This is a genomic window from Pseudomonas sp. MDT1-16, from assembly GCF_054898115.1.
The window spans coordinates 1,705,002-1,724,480 of record NZ_CM142717.1 but is presented as its reverse complement, the minus strand read 5'-3'; the positions used below and the strand labels follow the sequence as shown (position 1 = coordinate 1,724,480).

At 58.5% G+C, this 19,479-nt stretch carries 13 protein-coding genes; 2 read left to right on the top strand and 11 right to left on the bottom strand.

The genetic code is table 11. From position 1 onward, the window contains the following. Positions 1-169 precede the first annotated feature (169 nt). From astD to ACYZT3_RS07710, 4 genes are all read right to left on the bottom strand, one after another. The gene (astD, locus tag ACYZT3_RS07725) at positions 170-1,639 is read right to left on the bottom strand and encodes a succinylglutamate-semialdehyde dehydrogenase (RefSeq protein ID WP_462032348.1); all 1,470 of its coding nucleotides are present in this window, start codon (positions 1,637-1,639) and stop codon (positions 170-172) included. Further along, on the bottom strand, positions 1,636-2,661 hold the full coding sequence (gene astA / locus ACYZT3_RS07720) for an arginine N-succinyltransferase (protein WP_461969345.1): 1,026 nt from the start codon (positions 2,659-2,661) through the stop codon (positions 1,636-1,638). The genes astD and astA overlap by 4 nt, the downstream gene beginning before the upstream one ends. A gap of 94 nt (positions 2,662-2,755) precedes the next feature. Next, positions 2,756-3,775, bottom strand: a complete 1,020-nt coding sequence (gene aruF / locus ACYZT3_RS07715; protein ID WP_282375582.1) for an arginine/ornithine succinyltransferase subunit alpha — start codon at positions 3,773-3,775, stop codon at positions 2,756-2,758. Positions 3,776-3,975: 200 nt separating this feature from the next. Then, the gene (locus ACYZT3_RS07710; protein ID WP_462031816.1) at positions 3,976-5,196 is read right to left on the bottom strand and encodes an aspartate aminotransferase family protein; all 1,221 of its coding nucleotides are present in this window, start codon (positions 5,194-5,196) and stop codon (positions 3,976-3,978) included. Positions 5,197-5,481: 285 nt separating this feature from the next. Between ACYZT3_RS07710 and ACYZT3_RS07705 the strand changes: the two genes are divergently transcribed. Beyond that, positions 5,482-10,197: a dermonecrotic toxin domain-containing protein gene (locus tag ACYZT3_RS07705; protein WP_462031815.1), complete on the top strand. Its 4,716-nt coding sequence runs from the start codon at positions 5,482-5,484 to the stop codon at positions 10,195-10,197. A 17-nt stretch (positions 10,198-10,214) separates the two neighbouring features. Here ACYZT3_RS07705 and argR read toward each other — a convergent pair whose 3' ends face one another. From argR to acs, 7 genes are all read right to left on the bottom strand, one after another. Beyond that, positions 10,215-11,195, bottom strand: a complete 981-nt coding sequence (gene argR, locus ACYZT3_RS07700) for a transcriptional regulator ArgR (RefSeq protein ID WP_282375575.1) — start codon at positions 11,193-11,195, stop codon at positions 10,215-10,217. Between the two features lie 112 nt (positions 11,196-11,307). Continuing rightward, positions 11,308-12,072 carry an ABC transporter ATP-binding protein gene (locus tag ACYZT3_RS07695; protein WP_282375573.1) on the bottom strand — a complete coding sequence of 255 codons (765 nt, stop codon included), beginning with the start codon at positions 12,070-12,072 and terminating at the stop codon, positions 11,308-11,310. Positions 12,073-12,099: 27 nt separating this feature from the next. After that, the gene (locus ACYZT3_RS07690; protein ID WP_282375570.1) at positions 12,100-13,224 is read right to left on the bottom strand and encodes a M14 family metallopeptidase; all 1,125 of its coding nucleotides are present in this window, start codon (positions 13,222-13,224) and stop codon (positions 12,100-12,102) included. A 1-nt stretch (position 13,225) separates the two neighbouring features. Continuing rightward, entirely contained in the window at positions 13,226-13,924 is a 699-nt protein-coding gene (locus ACYZT3_RS07685; protein WP_282375566.1) for an ABC transporter permease, read from the bottom strand. After that, positions 13,921-14,610 (bottom strand): ABC transporter permease, encoded by a 690-nt coding sequence (locus tag ACYZT3_RS07680; protein WP_282375564.1) that lies wholly within the window; start codon positions 14,608-14,610, stop codon positions 13,921-13,923. Before ACYZT3_RS07680 ends, ACYZT3_RS07685 begins: the two co-directional genes overlap by 4 nt. Before the next feature lie 90 nt (positions 14,611-14,700). Further along, a complete protein-coding gene (locus tag ACYZT3_RS07675; RefSeq protein ID WP_462031814.1) occupies positions 14,701-15,474 on the bottom strand; it encodes an ABC transporter substrate-binding protein in 774 nt (257 codons plus the stop codon). Positions 15,475-16,032: 558 nt separating this feature from the next. Further along, on the bottom strand, positions 16,033-17,988 hold the full coding sequence (gene acs / locus ACYZT3_RS07670; protein WP_282375561.1) for an acetate--CoA ligase: 1,956 nt from the start codon (positions 17,986-17,988) through the stop codon (positions 16,033-16,035). A gap of 549 nt (positions 17,989-18,537) precedes the next feature. Here acs and ACYZT3_RS07665 point away from each other — a divergent pair. Then, on the top strand, positions 18,538-18,801 hold the full coding sequence (locus tag ACYZT3_RS07665) for a DUF2790 domain-containing protein (RefSeq protein WP_282375559.1): 264 nt from the start codon (positions 18,538-18,540) through the stop codon (positions 18,799-18,801). Positions 18,802-19,479 lie beyond the last annotated feature (678 nt).

Here is a 19,479-nt window from a genome sequence, read left to right as displayed (position 1 = left end):
ATCAGTAAAAATGACTGGAATGCGAACTGTGTAGCAGCTGCCGCAGGCTGCGTTCGGCTGCGAAGCAGTCGCGATTGTGGTATCCACGATTCTGATTCAGAAACACCGGTATACCGATTTACGACTGCTACGCAGCCGAACGCAGCCTTCGGCAGCTGCTACATAATCCCTACGAAAGCTTCACGCCCGGGGTTAGCGCGGCAGGCAAGGTCAGGCTCGGCGTTTCCAGCGAAGCCACCGGGTATGCGCAGTAATCTGCCGCGTAGTAGGCGCTGGCTCGGTGGTTGCCCGAGGCGCCGACACCGCCGAATGGCGCGCTGCTTGCCGCACCGGTCAGCTGCTTGTTCCAGTTGACGATGCCAGCACGGCTTTCCAGCCAGAACTGCTGATAACGTGCTTCGGAATCCGACAGCAGACCGGCCGCCAAGCCATAGTCGGTGTCGTTGGCTTCAGCGATCGCCGCTTCAAAATCAGCGTAGCGGATCACTTGCAGCAGCGGGCCGAACAGCTCTTCATCAGGACGATCAGCCACGGCCGTCACGTCCAGAATGCCTGGGGTCAGCAAGGCGGCTTGAGCGTGTGGTTGAGTCATTTCCAGCAGCGCCACGGCGCCGTTGCCCAGCAGATGCTCTTGCGCATCCATCAGGGCTTTCGCAGCACCAAGGGAAATCACCGAGCCCATGAACGGTGCCGGTTGCTGATCAAACGCGCCAACTTCAATCGTCGAACTGACCGCCACCAGACGCGCCAGCAGTGTGTCGCCCCAGGCGCCCTGCGGCACCAGCAAACGGCGGGCACACGTGCAACGCTGACCGGCAGAAATGAACGCCGACTGGATGATGGTGTAAACGGCGGCATCGAGGTCTGCGACCTGATCAACGACCAGCGGGTTGTTACCGCCCATTTCCAGCGCGAGGATCTTGTCCGGACGACCGGCAAACTGCTGGTGCAGATGATTGCCGGTGCGGCTGGAACCGGTGAAGAACAAACCGTCGATGCCCGGGTTCGCCGCCAGGGCGATTCCGGTCTCGCGAGCGCCTTGCAGCAGGTTCAACACGCCTGCCGGCAGACCGGCTTCGATCCAGCACTTGACCGTCAGCTCAGCGACTTTCGGCGTCAGTTCGCTTGGTTTGAACAGCACACTGTTACCGGCCAGCAGCGCCGGCACAATGTGGCCGTTCGGCAAGTGGCCAGGGAAGTTGTAAGGCCCGAACACCGCGACCACACCGTGTGGTTTGTGGCGCAACACGGCGGTGGCGTCGCCCAATGGGCCGCTCTTCTCGCCGGTACGTTCGCGGTAGCTCTGCACCGAGATCGCTATCTTGTTGACCATGCTGGTGACTTCGGTCGCCGCTTCCCACAGGGGTTTGCCGGTTTCCTCACCAATGGTGCGGGCCAGTTCATCAGCGTGATTTTTCAACGCGGCGGCAAACGCCTCCAGCACTGTAATGCGTTCTTCCAGGGTACGACGAGCCCAGCCCGGGAACGCCTGGCGCGCGGCTTGCACGGCCGATTCAACCTGAGCGGCAGTAGCGCCCTCGCCCGCCCACAGCACCTGTTGGCTCACCGGATTCAGCGACTGGAAGGCTTCACCCTGGCCGGCCAGCCATTCACCTGCGATGTATAGCGAATTCATTATTTCGACTCCCTGGCAGCGGACAACGGAACGGCGCGCACTTGATCGCCGGCGTTGAGTTGAAGACGTTTGGCAGTCAGCGGATCGACCACCAGCGTGCCGGCGGCGAAACGTGCAGGAGCAGCAGTGATCCGGCAGTCATCGCGTTTGCGGTTATGAATGAGGAACGGTGTGGCGTCGTCACCCGGCGTGCCGATGGCCAGCACCAGCGCCTGGCTGTCGCGAATTGCGCGGATCTTGCCGGTTTCGCACTCCACCGCAGGACCGGCGTCGAAGATGTCGACGTAGCCCTGATAGCTGAAGCCTTCGCTCTTGAGCATGGCCAGGGCCGGCTCGGTGTCCGGATGAACCTGGCCGATCACGTTGCGCGCATCCGGCGACAGGAAGCAGGTGTACAACGGAAATTTCGGCATCAATTCGGCGATGAACGCCTTGTTGCCCACACCGGTCAGGTAATCGGCCTGGCTGAATTCCATCTTGAAGAAGTGTCGGCCCAGGCTTTCCCAGAACGGCGAACGCCCCGCTTCGTCAGACATGCCGCGCATCTCGGCGATGATCTTGTTGCCAAACAGCTGCGGGAACTCGGCGATGAACAGCATCCGCGCCTTGGCCAGCATTCGGCCGTTGAGGCCAGTGCGGTAGTCGGCGTGCAGGAACAGCGAGCACAGCTCGGAGTTACCGGTCAGGTCGTTGGCCAGGAACAGCGTCGGGATTTCGCGGTAGATGTTCAGTTCCTGGGAAGCGCTGACGGTCAGGCCAACCCGGAAGTTGTACCAAGGCTCACGCAGACCGACGGCACCGGCGATGGCGGAAATACCCACCACACGGCCGTCGTCGTCTTCGAGCACGAACAGGTAATCCGCATCACCGCGCCCGGCTTCGCCGCGGAAGGTCTTCTCGGCCCAGCCGACCCGATGGGCCAGACGTTCTTCATTGGCCGGCAACGTGGTCAGGCCGGTGCCGGTGCTGCGGGCCAGGTCGATCAGAGCGGGTAAATCGCTGCTGCGTACGGGACGAACGATCATGCTATCTCCTCAAACGGGCCGCTTGCGCCACCCGTGAAACTCGCTGCTTTCCAGGATTCTTTCCAGGCATTCTTTCCAGGCATGGCAGCAGGCGTTAAACCGCCACCAGGCGCACGCTGGCACCTTCACCGACACCCAGGGCTTCGGCCGCTTCAAGATCCAGGGTCACGGGTTTGCCCGGCGCGTAATCGAGCTCGAGCAAAACGGCGCGGTAATCCTGCAACTGGGCGTTGGCCACCAGGTACTGACGACCGGCGCCTTTGACCGGCTCGCCGATTTTCACCGGGACCACACGGCTCTGGGCGATCGAACGGATCCCCGAGACGCGGGCGTGCAAGGTCGGGCCGCCGTCGAAAATATCGATGTAATGATCGGTCTCGAAGCCTTCGCGCATCAGGATGTCGAAGGTGATCTGCGCCCGTGGGTGCACCTGTCCCATCGCCTCTTGAGCGGTGTCCGGCAGCAGCGGCACATAGATCGGGTAATGCGGCATCAGCTCGGCCAGGAACGTCCGGCTCTTCAGACCGCACAGACGCTCGGCAGCGGCATAGTTGAGGTCGAAGAAGTTGCGGCCGATAGCATCCCAGAACGGCGAGTCGCCATTTTCATCGCTGTAACCGACGATCTCGGTCACCACCGAATCGGCAAAGCGTTCCGGATGGCTGGCCACGAACAACAAGCGACCACGGGAGTTGAGTTCCGACCAGGCCGAACCCACCAGCTCAGGCTGCACGTAAAAACTGGTCAGCAAGCTGTTGCCGGTCAGGTCGTGGCACTGGGAGAGCACGTGAATCTTGTTATGAATCTTCAGCTCGCGAGAGGCGTGCACAAAGGTTTCATTACGAAAACTGTAGAACGGCTCGGAATAACCGGCCGACGCAACGATAGCCGAACAGCCCACCAGTTTGCCGGTGGCGGTGTCTTCGAGGACGAAGAAATAGCTCTCTTCACCGTTGAAGCTGACCTCGGCGGCGAACGAGGCTTCGCTTGCTGCGATCTTGTCGCTCAGGCGTTCAACGTCATCCGGCAAGGAAGTGACACCAATCGGGCTGTCCGCAGCCAGACGCTGTACCTCGCCCAGATCAGCCATTTGCGCGGGGCGCATCACCAGCATGGTGTCACTCCTTTTCAAAACTCTTTTGAGGGAAATAAGCCGAACCCTTGTAGGAGCGAAGCTTGCTCGCGAAGGCGGTGTGTCAGCCGTTGATGACGGTGGCTGACACGACCCCTTCGCGAGCAAGCTTCGCTCCTACAGAGAGCGGGTCCGGCATAAAAATGGGTTCGACGCCTGAAATGTCAGGCGTCGACGGTCTATCAGGCTTGAGTCAGTTTGGCCGCAGCGCGTTCGAAACGGTCCAGACCGGCATCGATATCAGCGTCTTCAACCACCAGGCTTGGCGCGAAACGAACCACGTCGGGGCCGGCTTGCAGAATCATCAGGCCTTCTTTTTCAGCGGCGTTGAAGATGTCCTTGGCCTTGCCTTTCCAGGCATCGTTCAGCACGCAACCAATCAACAGGCCCATGCCACGGACCTGGGTGAACAGGCCGTACTTCTCACCGATCTGTTCCAGGCGAGCCTTGAACTTGTCGTGCTTGGCGTTGACGCCGGCCAGCACTTCAGGGGTATTAACCACGTCAATCACGGCTTCAGCGACAGCGCACGCCAGCGGGTTACCGCCATACGTGGTGCCGTGGGTGCCGACGACCAGGTGTTTGGCCAGGTCTTCGGTGGTCAGCATTGCCGCGATCGGGAAACCACCGCCCAGACTCTTGGCGCTGGTCAGGATGTCCGGCGTCACGCCGTAATGCTGGTAGGCGAACAGCTTGCCGCTGCGGCCCATGCCGGTTTGCACTTCGTCGAAGATCAGCAGCGCGTTGTGCGCGGTGCAGAGTTCGCGGGCACCTTGCAGATACTCGAGCTCAGCCGGGATGACACCACTCTCGCCCTGGATCGGTTCCAGGACCACAGCGCAAGTCTTGTCGGAAATAGCGGCTTTCAGCGCGGCCAGATCGTTGTACGGCACGTGGGTGATACCGGTGATCTTCGGACCGAAGCCATCGGAATACTTCGACTGACCACCGACGTTCACGGTGAACAGGGTACGACCGTGGAAGCTATTGAGCGCGGCGATGATTTCGTACTTCTCGCTGCCGAAACGATCGAAGCCGACGCGACGGGCCAGCTTGAAGGCGGCCTCGTTGGCTTCGGCTCCGGAGTTGCAGAAGAACGCGCGCTCGGCAAACGTAGCGTCGATCAGCTTATGCGCCAGGCGCAAGGCTGGCTCATTGGTGAAGACGTTGGACACGTGCCACAGCTTGTTCGCCTGCTCGGTCAAGGCACTGACCAGCGCCGGGTGCGCATGGCCCAATACGTTAACGGCAATCCCGCCGGCGAAGTCGATCAGCTCGCGGCCAGACTGGTCCCAGACGCGGGAACCGGCACCACGCACAGGGATGAAAGCGGCAGGCGCGTAGTTGGGAACCATTACCTGGTCGAAATCGGCGCGTTGTACCGCAGCGTGCTCAACGGACATCGGAGTCTCCTGATGAGGAACACTCGCCTGAAACTGGCGAGCTTGGTGAGGATTGTAAGGACAGTTTTCAGCCCGGCCTTGCCGCCAAGCGACAACTTCTTATAGCGCAAACACAGGTTTCGCCCGGGTTTACGGCAATGCGACAAATAGCGTCGCAAAGGCGCAGTTTAAACCGGCGGCACAGGTTATAGGCAGGCTTGTAGACCAGTGCGGTAAATATGTACCGCACACAGCCTTTCTTCGTCTGTTTTCCTTGGGTTCCATCCAAACGCTAAAGGACTAGCGATGAATCAGCACGAATTTGAGCTTGCCGCTCATCCGGACGCGCACTATCACCACGCGTTCAAAAATCTGCCCGACTGGGTATTGAAAGCATCGCCTGTGACGCTCAGCGCGCTAAAGAACGCCTCGCTGGAATTTCCTGACTGGCATGCCACTGCAACCCGTCAGCAACATCAATCGCTGAAATTGGCCAGCGGGGAACACTTGACCCTGCACAATCGCCTGGAGGCGATGCTGAACAAACTGAAAAACGCCCGGGACTTCGCCGAACCGCTTCTGAGCGACGCATTGAAAACCCGCTTCGGCCTCGACTTGGACGTCAAGACCACTTTCCTGCGCCTGTACGCTCCTCGGAACGTCCCGTGGCTCCCGATCAAATCCGGCGCCGCGCGCACCTGGACGGTATCGCTGCTCGATGCAGCCCTGCACAATTTTCAGCCTTCAGAAACCGAGCCGGACGCTTACGAGTCCGCTTCGACGTTTATCACCGCGCCCTCGCCCACCGGTCACTTCAATACGTTGCCGGCGATTAAACGCCAACTTTCTATTCAGAGCTTCACTCGGTTATGTCGGGAACTGGATATCGGTGGTCAGTACGAGGCGTACCTCAACGATAATCTGGGGGTGACCAATCCCGTGGCCGGCGCGGTAGTGAAATCGAAGGTCATCAAGACGCAAAAAGCTGCCCTGCAAACGGCCCTGCACCTGGCACACATTCGAAAGGACCTGCCGATCGACGCTTACCGTTCGATTCTCGGCATCGCACAAGACTGCGCGGGTACGCGGCTGGATGGCCAGCCAATGGAGTGTCATTACCTGACGATGATGTCTTCATTGTTGACTGGCATCGTCATTTTTTCGCCCAGACTTGAGTGCTCACGGCAGGCAAGGCGGATCATCGTCTATATCCCCGACGACCCGCAGCATCCGCTCAAACAGTACCCTGACGCACAGGCATTCTTGACGGAGCTGACCCGCAAGCTGCGCTCCCCCGCTTACCAGGCGTTCTTCAGCCGATTCGTCGGTCATCAGGAAAGAGCTTACTTTTTCGCCGATCTCGACCGCCGTCTCAGCACCGTTACCTGGCATCAGCGCGAGCACGGCGATCCCCTGCCCAGCTGGCTGGGCACACCGGTCGACAAGCCCAAACTGGATTTTTCGGTGAGCCCGATCAAAACCAACCTATGGACTCACCTTTATCACCAGCAACTGAACAAGATCCTCAATGATGCCCGCACCCTCGCCGTCTCCACCGCCCGCGCCGATCGAAACGCTCGATGGGCGTGGTGGGACGCCTTCAGCAAAATCGCCACTGCAATTCTTGAAGTGGCATCGTTCATTGCCCTGCCATTTGTTCCGCCGATGGGTGAGTTGATGCTGGCCTACATGGCCTATCAGGTACTGGACGACACCTTCGAAGGCATTGTCGACTGGGCAGAAAGCCTGAAAACCGAAGCTTTCGGGCATTTGATGAGCATCATTGAGACGGTGACTCAGCTCGGAACATTCGCGGTGGGCGGCGTCATGGCTGCCGGTGCGTTCAACCGCCTGTTGTCTCGCAAAGCAGTAGCGCTGATTTCGCCGCTCAAACCCGTCGAAACTGCCGGAGGCCGAACCCGGTACTGGAAGCCGGATCTCGCGCCTTATGAGCAATCAGTCACGTTGCCAACCGAAGCCAAACCCGATCAGCTAGGCCTGTATCAGCATGAGGGCAAAGCGCTGCTGCGCCTCGAAGATAAGCTCTATGCCGTAAACCCGGTTAGTGAGACTGGCCGATTTCAAATCCAGCATCCGCACCGAGCCGATGCTTATCAGCCACCCCTGCGTCACAACGATCATGGCGCCTGGCAGACAGCGCTGGACCAACCCTTGACGTGGGACCGGGAAACCGTGATGCGCCGCCTCGGCCACAGCGTCGAGTCGTTCAGCAGTGCCGAACGCGAACAAGTCCTGCGCATCAGTGGCTTTCACGACAATGTAGTGCGCGAGACTCACGTCGAGAACCATCGCCCGCCTTCACTGCTGACCGACACGATCAAGCGCTTCAAAGTCGATCGTGATATTCAGGCGTTGATTGAACAGGCCGATAGTGACCATCCCGAACGCTATCAGGCACTGAATCATCGACTGTCGCTGTTCGAATCTCGCTACCGTGAACTTGAAAAAACCGATGACCGTCAGGTCCAGCTACTGCTTGGCGAAATTCAGGGGCTACCGACAGATATTGCACAAGAACTGGTGAGCAACGCATCCGGCATCGAGCTAAAGCAGCTGCACAACGGTCGAGTCCCTCAACGCCTCAAGGATGTGGCAGTCAAAGCCATGGAGGCGGTGCGTGTGGCCAGAGCCTATGAAGGGTTTTACCTGGAAGACATGGACACGACGGACACTCATCGACTGGCGTTGCATAGCCTTGAATCGTTGCCTGGCTGGCCCGCTGGTCTGCGCATCGAAGTCAGGGATTTTTCTTATGACGGGACACTGCGCGACAGCATTGGCCAGCCCGACACGCCAATCCTCAGAACATTGGTTCGGGCAGACGACGGCACCTATCAGGTCCATGAAAACAATGAGCAACCCGGCGATTTTTATCACGCCCTCCTGCAGGCGTTGCCGGAGGCCGAGCGCGCTGCGCTGGGTCTTGGCGCCGAAGACAGCCAAGTGCTCAAGCAACGCATTGCCGAACACGCGGTGAATAGACCGCAGTTGCGCACGCTGTTCGCAAAAAACCCGCGTCGAAAACCCTTCTATGACCCGACGACCATGCGCCTGCCCGGTGGCACGCAGGGTTACGGTCGCAGCAACCGATCTACACCAACGCTTGATGACAGGGTTCGCGAAGTTTATCCCAGCCTGACTCAGGAACAGCTGCGCTCCGTCGTCTCCAATCTACAGCGTCACCCCGACGGCGCTCGCATGGAGCTGTCACGGCTGGCCAGTGAACTCCATGTACTGCATGGGGATCTTGAGCGATGGACAAGGGACGCCCCCACCGCCCACCGTGAAACCGGGCTCCCACTGAGCGATCTGGAACAACAGGCAGTGCGCCACAATCGGCGGTTGCTGGCCCAGGAAATCCAGCGCAGCTGGCGACGGCAGTCCGAGCGCGACCTCGATGCGCCGGATGGCACCGAGCGGTATGTGCTGCGATTCGGTGAAGCGATCCCGGGCGACCTGCCGAACCTGACGGCCGATTTCAGCCACGTGTCGTCCCTTGTCCTTGACGGCAGTCATGCCGTGCATGGGATGCCTGGCTTTTTGCAGCACTTCACCGGTCTTCGCCGATTGGAATTACGCCGTTTCATCCTGGGTACGCTTCCCGATGCCATCGGGCAAATGGTGAATCTGGAAACATTGATCCTCAGCGATTGCGGAATCAATTTCGATACCATCGCCGGGTCAAAACTGTCTTCAATGAAAAAAATGGCCATGCTGGATCTCTACCGGAATCCGGTTGAAGGTGTACCCAGCATCGAAACAATGCCTGACCTCGTTCATCTGGATCTGAGCGATACCGGGCTGACGGAAATACCTGCCAGTACCTTGCAACATGCCAGGCTCAACACCCTCATGTTGATGAACAACAACATCAGTGAGTTGCCTCCCGGATTCTTCGACAGCCCAGTGTATGAGAAACGCGGCGTGCACCTTTCGCAGAATCCGCTCAGCGATCAGGCAAGGGAACTGATCAAGCAGCAGTACTTCGAGACCTCCTTCGATCTGGGCGTTTTCGCACCCGAGGCGGATATAGCGCGAGCCAGGGCGCTTTTTCCAAACCTGGAAGTCGAAGAGGCGAGCGACTATGTGTACGAGCTGCCGGGCACATTGGCAGACGGCCGAATAGAGCTGACAAGGCTGGAAGCGGAGCTCGCACAGCTGAGCATCGATCTGGCTGCATGGACAGCCGACTTGCCGCCTCTGCACCCACAAACCGGTGAACCGTTCAGTGAACAGCAACGGCTTATCGAGCACACCAACCGTGACGAATTCAAACAGTTACTGGAGCGATGCTGGCGTATTGAGACGGACCAGGATGATTTCGATGACGCACTTGAGCCAACCTTCGAACTGATCATCAGCCCGCGGATCAACGGGGAACTTCCCACCCTCAATGCTGACTTCAAGCATGTGTCGGCGCTGGAACTGGAAAGTTCCGACGGCGTGACGCGCATTGGACAATTCCTGAAGTCGTTCCCCAATCTGAAAAGTCTGCGGCTGCGCGAGTGTGACCTGGGCAACATTCCTGACGCCGTGTTCACGATGGGCCGCTTGCGCTCACTGTCACTTTTCAATTGCCGCATCAGCTTGTCAGCGGAGTCGGCAAACGCATTGGCGGGAATGGAACATCTCGACTACCTCGATTTGAGTTTCAACCCACTGGGACGATCACCCGATCTGAGCCAAATGCCGGACCTCGCGACAGTTCTGTTGCATGACACTGGCATCAGCGAAATACCCAACGCCCTGCTGCAGATGACTGAACTGGATTGGGCAGACCTGAGCACCAACTCAATCACCGACGTCCCGAGCGACATCATGGAATTACCGGTGGACGTGGCGGAGAACATTAGCCTTCGAGGCAATCCGTTTACCGAGCAAGCCCTGCTACGACTGATCGACTACTACCAGAATACGGGCGTGGACTTCGGCGTGGAAGACGTGATCAATCGCGGCGAGATGCAGATATCGTCTTCGCAGGGGTCCGAAGTCGACGAGTAAGGCGCGTTTGTAAGGAATCACCCACGCTCGGACGGCACCGACGACAATTCGAACGGGCTGCTGCTGCGCCGCTGGTTGCGATCTTCCCGCGGCGTGGCGCCGAAGAAGTTGCGGTAGGCGCTGGAGAAGTGCGGCCCCGAAGAGAAGCCACACGACAGGCCGATCTGGATGATCGACTTGCTGGTTTGCATCAACATCTGTCGGGCCTTGTTCAGGCGCAATTCCAGGTAATACTGGCTCGGCACGCGGTTGAGGTATTGCTTGAAAATCCGCTCCAACTGCCGACGGGACACGCACACATGCTGGGCGATTTCGTCGGTGGTCAGCGGTTCTTCGATGTTGGCTTCCATGAGCAACACCGCTTGGGTGAGCTTCGGATGGCTGGAACCGAGACGGTTCTGCAGCGGAATGCGTTGGCGTTCGCCGCCTTCGCGGATGCGCTCGACCACCAGTTCTTCGGACACGGCACCGGCGAGCTCGGCGCCGTGGTCGCGGGCCAGCACGGCCAACAACAGATCCAGAACCGACAGGCCGCCGCACGCGGTCAGGCGATCGCGATCCCAGTCGAACAGATGACTGGTGGCGATGACTTTAGGGAAACGTTCGGTGAAATCGTCCTGCCAGCGCCAATGCACCGCTGCGCGGTAACCGTCGAGCAAACCCAGTTGAGCCAACGGGTAAACACCGGCAGACAAACCGCCTATCACACAGCCAGCACGCACCAGTTGTTTCAGCGCACTGCTGAGTGCCGGCGCGAGTGAGGTTTGCGGCTCATCGGCGAGCAGGAATAGTTTCTGGAAGTTTTCGAGCTTGCCGGCCCACGGTTCACCCGGCAATTGCCAGGCGCCTTCGGTCGGCGGTTCGGCCTGCAAAAACGACAGCTCGTAGACTACGTCCGGATGCACACGCTGGGCAACACGCAAGGCCTCCTCAGCCAGCGCAAGCGTCAGTGCTTTAGTGCTGGGCCAAATCAGGAAACCAATTCGATGGGCAGTCATGGCGAGCAATCCGAAACGAAAACAGTGTTAGAAGCCGAAAGCGGCTGCAACCAAATTAGACCATCTGGCACGCGGGCGCAGCATGACCTAATTGGGTGCGTAACGGGAGCGATTACTTCAGGCTGCCCGAGAGGAATTGTTGCAAGCGTTCGGACTGTGGATTGACCAGCACCTCACGCGGGTTGCCGTTTTCTTCGACGACACCTTTGTGCAGGAACACCAACTGGTTCGACACTTCACGGGCGAAGCCCATTTCGTGCGTCACCACCACCATGGTCCGGCCTTCCAGCGCCAGGGCCTGCATGACTTTCAGCACGTCGCCGACCAGTTCCGGGTCGAGTGCCGACGTCGGTTCGTCGAACAGCATCACCTCAGGTTCCATCGCCAGTGCACGGGCAATTGCGACACGCTGTTGTTCACCGCCAGACATGTGGCCCGGGTAAGCATCTTTACGATGCGCCACGCCGACCTTGTTCAGGTAGTGTTCGGCCTTCTCGCGGGCTTCGGCCTTGGACATGCCGAGCACGTGGACCGGCGCTTCCATAATGTTTTCCAGCGCGGTCATGTGCGACCACAGATTGAAATGCTGGAACACCATCGACAGGCGCGAACGCATGCGTTGCAGCTGTTTCGGGTCGGCTGCCTTCAGTGCGCCGTCCTTGTTGGCGACCAGTTTCAGCTCTTCGTTGTTGAGCAGAATCTTGCCCGCGTGCGGCTGCTCCAGCAGGTTGATGCAGCGCAGGAAGGTACTTTTGCCGGAGCCACTGGAGCCGATGATGCTGATCACATCGCCAGCCGCCGCTTTCAGGGACACGCCCTTGAGCACTTCGTGACTGCCATAGCGCTTATGCAGGTCTTGGACTTCAAGTTTGTACATGCGGTCGGTTCTCACAAAAACAGTCAGTCAGTCGTTGAGCAGGCGCCCGTGACGCAGCGCTTCGCGCCCCGCCACCTTGGCCAGCCAGAAACCGGGTTGGGCATAACGCAGCCGTTCAATGGCAAACAGCACCCCGGACGTACCAGCACACACCGTGCTGACCCGATCCGATAACGGATCGATCACTTCGAAAATCTCGTCGCCGGCTTCAATCCATTCACCGGGTTTACGCAAATAACTGATCACGCCAGGGTGTGGCGCGAACAACAATTCGGTGCCTTCGAACGGCATGCCCTCGCAAGCGTCTTGCGCAGGTTTTGGCCATTCGCCGCTGATCAGGCCTTGCTCGGCGAGGAACGCCAGAATGCCTTCGGCGTAAGCACAGGCTTCCGCGCGCCCCGTGTCGGCCTGACCACCCAGCTCAATGGTAGTCGCCAGGCAGGCCAGTGGAATCTTCGCCTCTGGGAACAGACGCGACAGACGCAACCACGGCAGCGAACAAGCTTCGTCGAATGAACTGCCGCCGGAATCTTCCGCCAGCAGACCTACTTTCACATTCAGGTGCGCGGCGAGCGAACGCCATTGCGGCCAGTGTTGCGGCAAGGCATACATGTGCAGCGCCGCTTCGGCGTCGCAATGCAGATCCAGCACCACATCAGCGGTGCAGGCATGACTGAGCAAAATGCGCTGCATGCCTTGCAACTGGCTGGCGGCGGGCGGCAATGCGGCGAGCACATCGGTCATCGTCTGACGGATCAGCTGAATATTGGCGTGCGGATCATCACCCAGGCGCCCTTCCAGCTCGGTGGCCACTGGCGCGCTCAGCTCGACGAAATCCCGGTTGAAGTTCTTGCCGCTGCCCGCTTCGAAACGCCCTTGATGATTGCCCTGAAGCAGTTGGCCGAGGCCCAGTGGATTGGCCACCGGCACCAGTTCGATCACACCGTTCAGCAAGCCTTGGGCTTCGAGTTCAGTCAGGCGCTTTTTCAGCTCCCAGGCCGTGCGCATGCCCGGCAACTCATCGGCGTGCAGGCTGGCCTGGATGTAAGCCTTGCGCCCGCCACTGCGCTCCCTATTACCGAAACAGAACACCGAAATCTGGCGTTCGCTACCCAGGTGGCTCCACGGCAATGAATGATCGATGCGTTCCATATCAGTGCTTCCGCGGGGCCAGATAGCCCAGCCAGCGGCGCTCGGCCAGTTTGAACAGCTTCACCAGAATGAAGGTCAGGCACAGGTAGAACACACCCGCGGTGATGTACGCCTCGAACGGCAAGTAGAACTGAGCATTGACCGTACGCGCGGCACCGGTGATGTCGATCAGGGTCACGATCGACGCCAGACTGGTGGTCTGCAGCATCATGATCACTTCGTTACTGTACTGCGGCAGCGCCCGGCGCAGGGCCGACGGCAGCAGGATCCGCTTGTACATTTTGTAGCGTGACATGCCCATCGCCTTGGCGGCTTCGATCTCACCGTTCGGCGTGGCCCGCAGGCTGCCGGCGATGATTTCGGCCGTGTAGGCGCTGGTGTTGATCGCGAAGGCCAGGGACGCACAGAACGTGGCGCTGGACAGCCACGGCCAGAGGAAGCTTTCACGTACAGCTTCGAACTGCGCCAGACCGTAGTAGATCAAAAACAGCTGCACCAGCATCGGCGTGCCGCGGATCACGTAGGTGAAGAGCCAAGCCGTCATGTTGACGACTGCATTCTTGGAGACGCGCATCAGCCCCAACGGCAAGGCCGCCAGCAGACCGAAAAACAGCGACAGCGCAAGCAATTTTAGGGTGGTCACCAAACCGCCGAAGTACAGCGGCAAGGCCTCCCAAATGACGTTGTAGTCGAAGATCATAGATCAGCCGCCCTTACGCCTACCGAGTAGCGCTTCTCAAGGTGACGCAATGCCAGCAACGAGACACTGGTGATCACCAGGTACATCGCCGCCACTGCGAGGAAGAAGGTGAAAGGCTCGCGGGTAGCATCTGCCGCCTGCTTGGCCTTGAACATCATGTCTTGCAGACCCACCACCGAAATCAGCGCGGTGGCCTTGGTCAGTACCAGCCAGTTGTTGGTAAAGCCCGGAATCGCCAGGCGAATCATCTGCGGGACCAACACCCGGAAGAACACCTGAAAACTGCTCATGCCATACGCCATGCCGGCTTCGGCCTGCCCCTTCGGAATCGCCATGAAGGCGCCGCGGAAGGTTTCCGACAGGTACGCACCGAAGATGAAGCCCAGGGTGCCGATACCGGCGGCCAACGGGTTCAGGTCGATGTAGTCGTCAAAACCGAGCATCGGTGCGACGCGGTTGAGCAGGTCCTGACCACCGTAGAAAATCAACAGAATCAGCACCAGGTCGGGAATCCCGCGGATCACCGTGGAATACAGGTCGCCCAGCCAGGCCAGCCAGCGAATCGGGGACAGACGCAGCGCAACGCCGATCAGACCCAGAACAACGGCCAAGACCATGGACGACAAGGCGAGCTGAAGCGTCAGCCATGCGCCATCGAGGATGACAGCCCCGTAGCCTTTCAACATGATTCAGGTCCTCGAAAGTTGGGATGAAAAAATGGCGCAAACCTCAGAGATCCTGTTGCTTGCGCCATTTCGGACTTGTCGCCGGGACTGTTACTTGCCGTAGATATCGAAGGCGAAGTACTTGTCCTGGATTTGCTTGTACTTGCCGCTCTCGCGAATGGCAGTGATCGCGGTGTTGATCTTGTCTTTCAGCGCGTCACCCTTGCGAACCGCGATACCCACGCCGTCGCCGAAGTATTTGACGTCGGTGAAGGCTGGGCCAACGAAGGCGAAACCTTTGCCGGCGTCGGTTTTCAGGAAACCGTCATCCAGCAGCGTAGCGTCTGCCACGGTGCCGTCGAGGCGGCCGGCAGCGACGTCGAGATAAATTTCGTTCTGCGAACCGTAAGGCTTGATCTCGGCACCCAGCGGGGCCAGGACTTCACGGGCGAAACGCTCGTGGATCGAACCACGTTGCACGCCGATGTTTTTGCCCTTGAGCTCAGCCAGGCTCTCGCTGACTGGCGTGCCGGCCTTCATGACCAGGCGAGCCGGGGTGTTGTAGTACTTGTTGGTGAAGTCCACGGACTTCTTGCGGTCTTCAGTGATCGACATGGACGACAGGATCGCGTCGATCTTGCGCACTTTGAGTGCCGGGATCAGACCGTCGAACTCTTGCTCGACCCAAACGCACTTGACCTTCATCTCTTCGCACAGAGCGTTGCCGATGTCGTAGTCAAAACCAACGATGCTGCCGTCCGGCGCTTTGGAAGCGAACGGAGGGTAAGCCGCTTCGATACCAATTTTCAGAGGCTTTTCATCGGCGAAAGTCGGCAGGGACAGCACGGACAGTGCCAGGGCGCCAAGCAGCACGAGTTTCTTCATCTTGGGACTCCATCGGTAAAGGGCTAAAACGGCAGAGTGAGCGACAGCCCAATATGCGAGTGAGTAAAACCGCAAAGCGATGCTGCGTCGTAGGAATCGCGTGTTTTTTTTCAACGCGAGCAACAACGAGCGAGTGATCGGCATTCTAACGACAGGCCCGAAGCCGATATTTCTTCAATGCGACAACTAATTACACAAGCACCGAGAAAGTCGTTTGGGCGCGTTGACAGCCTTGCAATTTCATGCAGGAGAAAAAGACAGTAAACCGATCTATGCTGCAATTTGCGGGCCTATTATTGGCAAACCCTTCTAATCCGGCAAGCGCAGCGTTGGGTCTTCTTTATTATGGCGGTTGGAGAGGCCTGATGATGGGGCTTTGCGTTTCCCAACGCCCCGTATGGGAGCGAACGGTTACACATTCAGTTACTTGAAGAGTGGCGGGTAACAGTGGGAAATCGCCTACAGGTGAAGCCGATAATTATTGGCTCCCCGATCAGTACGAAAAAACCCCGCCGGGCGTAATGCCGGGCGGGGCTTCGATGACTCAGGAACGGCGGGTTAAGCGACGTTCATGGTCTTGTGTTCATCAATCAAATGCTGCACCACGCCCGGATCCGCCAAGGTGGAGATATCCCCCAACCCATCGTATTCAGCCGTAGCAATCTTGCGCAGAATCCGGCGCATGATTTTGCCCGAACGCGTTTTCGGCAGGCCCGGTGCCCACTGGATGACATCCGGCGAGGCAATCGGACCGATCTCTTTACGGACCCAGTTTTTCAGTTCCAGGCGCAGTTGCTCGCTCGGCTCTTCGCCACCAATCAACGTGACATAGACATAGATGCCCTGCCCTTTGATGTCGTGTGGCACACCGACCACGGCCGCTTCGGCGACTTTCGGGTGGGCGACCATCGCGCTTTCGATCTCGGCGGTCCCCATGCGGTGACCGGACACGTTGAGCACGTCATCCACGCGACCGGTAATCCAGTAGTAACCGTCTTCGTCACGACGCGCACCGTCACCGGTGAAGTACATGCCGCGGAACGTCTTGAAGTAGGTATCGACGAAGCGGTCATGGTCGCCATACAGCGTGCGCGCCTGACCTGGCCACGAATCGAGAATCACCAGGTTGCCCTCGGCAACGCCTTCGATGATGTTACCCAGGTTATCCACCAACGCGGGTACCACGCCGAAGAATGGTCGTGCAGCAGAACCCGGCTTGAGCGCGTGCGCACCCGGCAGCGGGCTCATCAGGGTCGCGCCGGTTTCGGTCTGCCACCAAGTGTCGACGATCGGGCAACGGGACTGGCCAACGTTCTTGTAATACCAATCCCACGCTTCCGGGTTGATCGGCTCGCCGACCGAACCCAACAAACGCAAACTGCTGCCATCGGCGCCTTCCACGGCAGCCTTGCCCGACGCCATCATCGCGCGGATTGCGGTGGGGGCGGTGTAGAGAATGTTGACTTTATGCTTGTCGACGATTTTCGCCACCCGGGTGATGTCCGGGTAGTTCGGCACGCCTTCGAACAGCAAGGTGGTCGCGCCATTGGCCAGGGGGCCATAGACAATATAGGTGTGGCCAGTGACCCAACCGACATCGGCGGTGCACCAATAGACTTCGCCCGGACGGTAGTCGAAAACGCGCTCGTGGGTCATCGCCGCGTACAACAAGTAACCGCCGGTGGTGTGCTGCACGCCCTTCGGCTTACCGGTCGAACCGGAGGTATAAAGGATGAACAGCGCCTCTTCAGCACCCATTTCTTTCGGCGCGCACACAGTGCCCGCCACTTTCATCAGGTCTTCGTACCAGATGTCGCGATGCTGGTTCCACTTGATGTCGCCACCGGTGCGCTTGCACACAATGACTTTCTGAATGCTGCTGGTTTCCGGGTTGGTCAGCGCGTCGTCGACGTTGGACTTGAGCGGGATCTTCTTGCCGGCACGAATACCTTCGTCGGCAGTGATCACTACTTTGGATTTGCAGTCGATAATCCGGCCGGCCAGGGCTTCCGGCGAGAAACCACCGAACACTACCGAGTGAATCGCGCCGATCCGGGTACACGCCAGCATGGCGACCACGGCTTCGGGGATCATCGGCATATAGATAGTCACCACGTCGCCGCGATGCACATCCTGGCCGCGCAGGGCGTTGGCGAACTTGCAGACTTGTTCGTGCAGCTCGCGGTAGGTGATGTTGCGGCTTTCGGCAGGGTCATCCCCTTCCCAAATAATCGCGATTTGGTCGCCGCGCTCGGCCAGATGACGGTCGAGGCAGTTGTAGGAAACGTTCAGGGTGCCGTCGGCGAACCATTTGATGTCGACATGGTGATCATCGAAGGAAGTCTGTTTCACCGTGGTGAAAGGCTTGATCCAGTCGAGGCGCTTGGCTTGCTCGCGCCAGAAGCCATCCGGGTTGACGACGGACTGCTGGTACATGGCCTTGTAGGTTGCCTCGTCGGTCAGCGTGTTGGCCGCTACCTCGGGACGAACGGGATACAGAGAAGCCGCACTCATCTTTCTTACCTCGGTGGAATAGTTGTTTTTGTATGACCCTGTTTTAGCCGGGCTGGGCCTATAGAACCATTCGACGATGGTAGTAACAAGCCCCTACAAAATGTCGTGAATACCCCGCAAGCCCAACTTCCACGCCTCTTCCAGAGAGTACCGGAGCCCAGCCATAAACCAATCTGTAGCAGCTGGCGAAGCCTGCGTTCGGCTGCGAAGCAGTCGTAAAATCAGCAATTGCGGTATGTCAGGCAGACCGCGTTTAGCGGGGTTTACGACTGCTTCGCAGCCGAACGCAGGCTTCGCCAGCTGCTACACGCCGTGCGTCGCCAGCTGTCTTCCAACGATTGTTACGAAATCTGTCAAAGGTGTTTATCAAAAGCCCTCCTATATGAATGCAGCCCCCCCGCCTAAAATCAGCCTCGCCAACAAGGCAACGTGATTAACCCAGTTGCAGCCCCCACGAAGGCAGTTAATCCAAAACCTAGCACTTAAGTTCTACACGCAACCCCAAAAAGGTTGCGTGACCCCACTCGACCTCCAAAAGGTAAATTTGAAATGAAAGCTTTATTAGTTCTGGCCCTCAGCAGCCTGTGCGCAACCGCCATGGCAGACGAGGTCCCGACTGATGTCGCGCAGCAACAACCCGCCATCGAGGAATACACTTACTCCACTCATCTGGACATCGCCAAAGTTATCTCCATGAGCGAAATCCCGAACACCTGTGAAGTTGTTCCGGCGAAAATGGAATACGACGATTCCAAAGGTCAACGCCACATTCTGCGCTACAGCGTTATGGGTAACGGCTGCTCTAACGGCTAATCACCCAAACCCGCTAACACCTTCGCCGCCGATGGCTCCGATCGCACCGGCGCTGCCAAACTTGCTTCTGAAATTTTTGATCGCTCCGGTGCTGCCAAAGTCGCTCCGACGGCTTCGATCACACCGGCGCAGCCAAGGTAGCTGAGGATGGTGCAGATCACGTTGGTGCGGCTCGTCTCAGCTAACAAATGAGCACGACTTCACAGCCCGACGTTGGTCGGGCTTAGTTGTGTCTGGAGCTGCCGAAAACCGGCTCAAAACACAACATGTAGTGGAAAAGGCGGTTTTTGATTGTTTTTTGAACAAAAATAATTGTGAGCCAAATTTAATGAAAAAAAAAATGCACCCGCGATAGCAGCCAAAGCCCTGTAAACCCTCACTCCGGCCTAAAAACGCCCCCTACCTCCCCTTCTCAGTGCCACTTCGTCGCACCACGCGGCCGAAAATTTCCCTATAATGCGGCGTAAATCGGGCCTGCAATATTCCCTTACAGGGAAACAAGCCAGTCTGAAGCCCACGCAGAAGCTGTTCACATTTTCTGCGCCCGTCAGTGGCCTCAGAACACCCGTACAAAATTCTGTTTATTGCCTGCGTTGTACTGCTGCAAAAAACGATTTCCTTTAGATCCAACGCGGCCAGTACGGTCGTGTGAAAAACCAACCTATCAGTTTTCACACG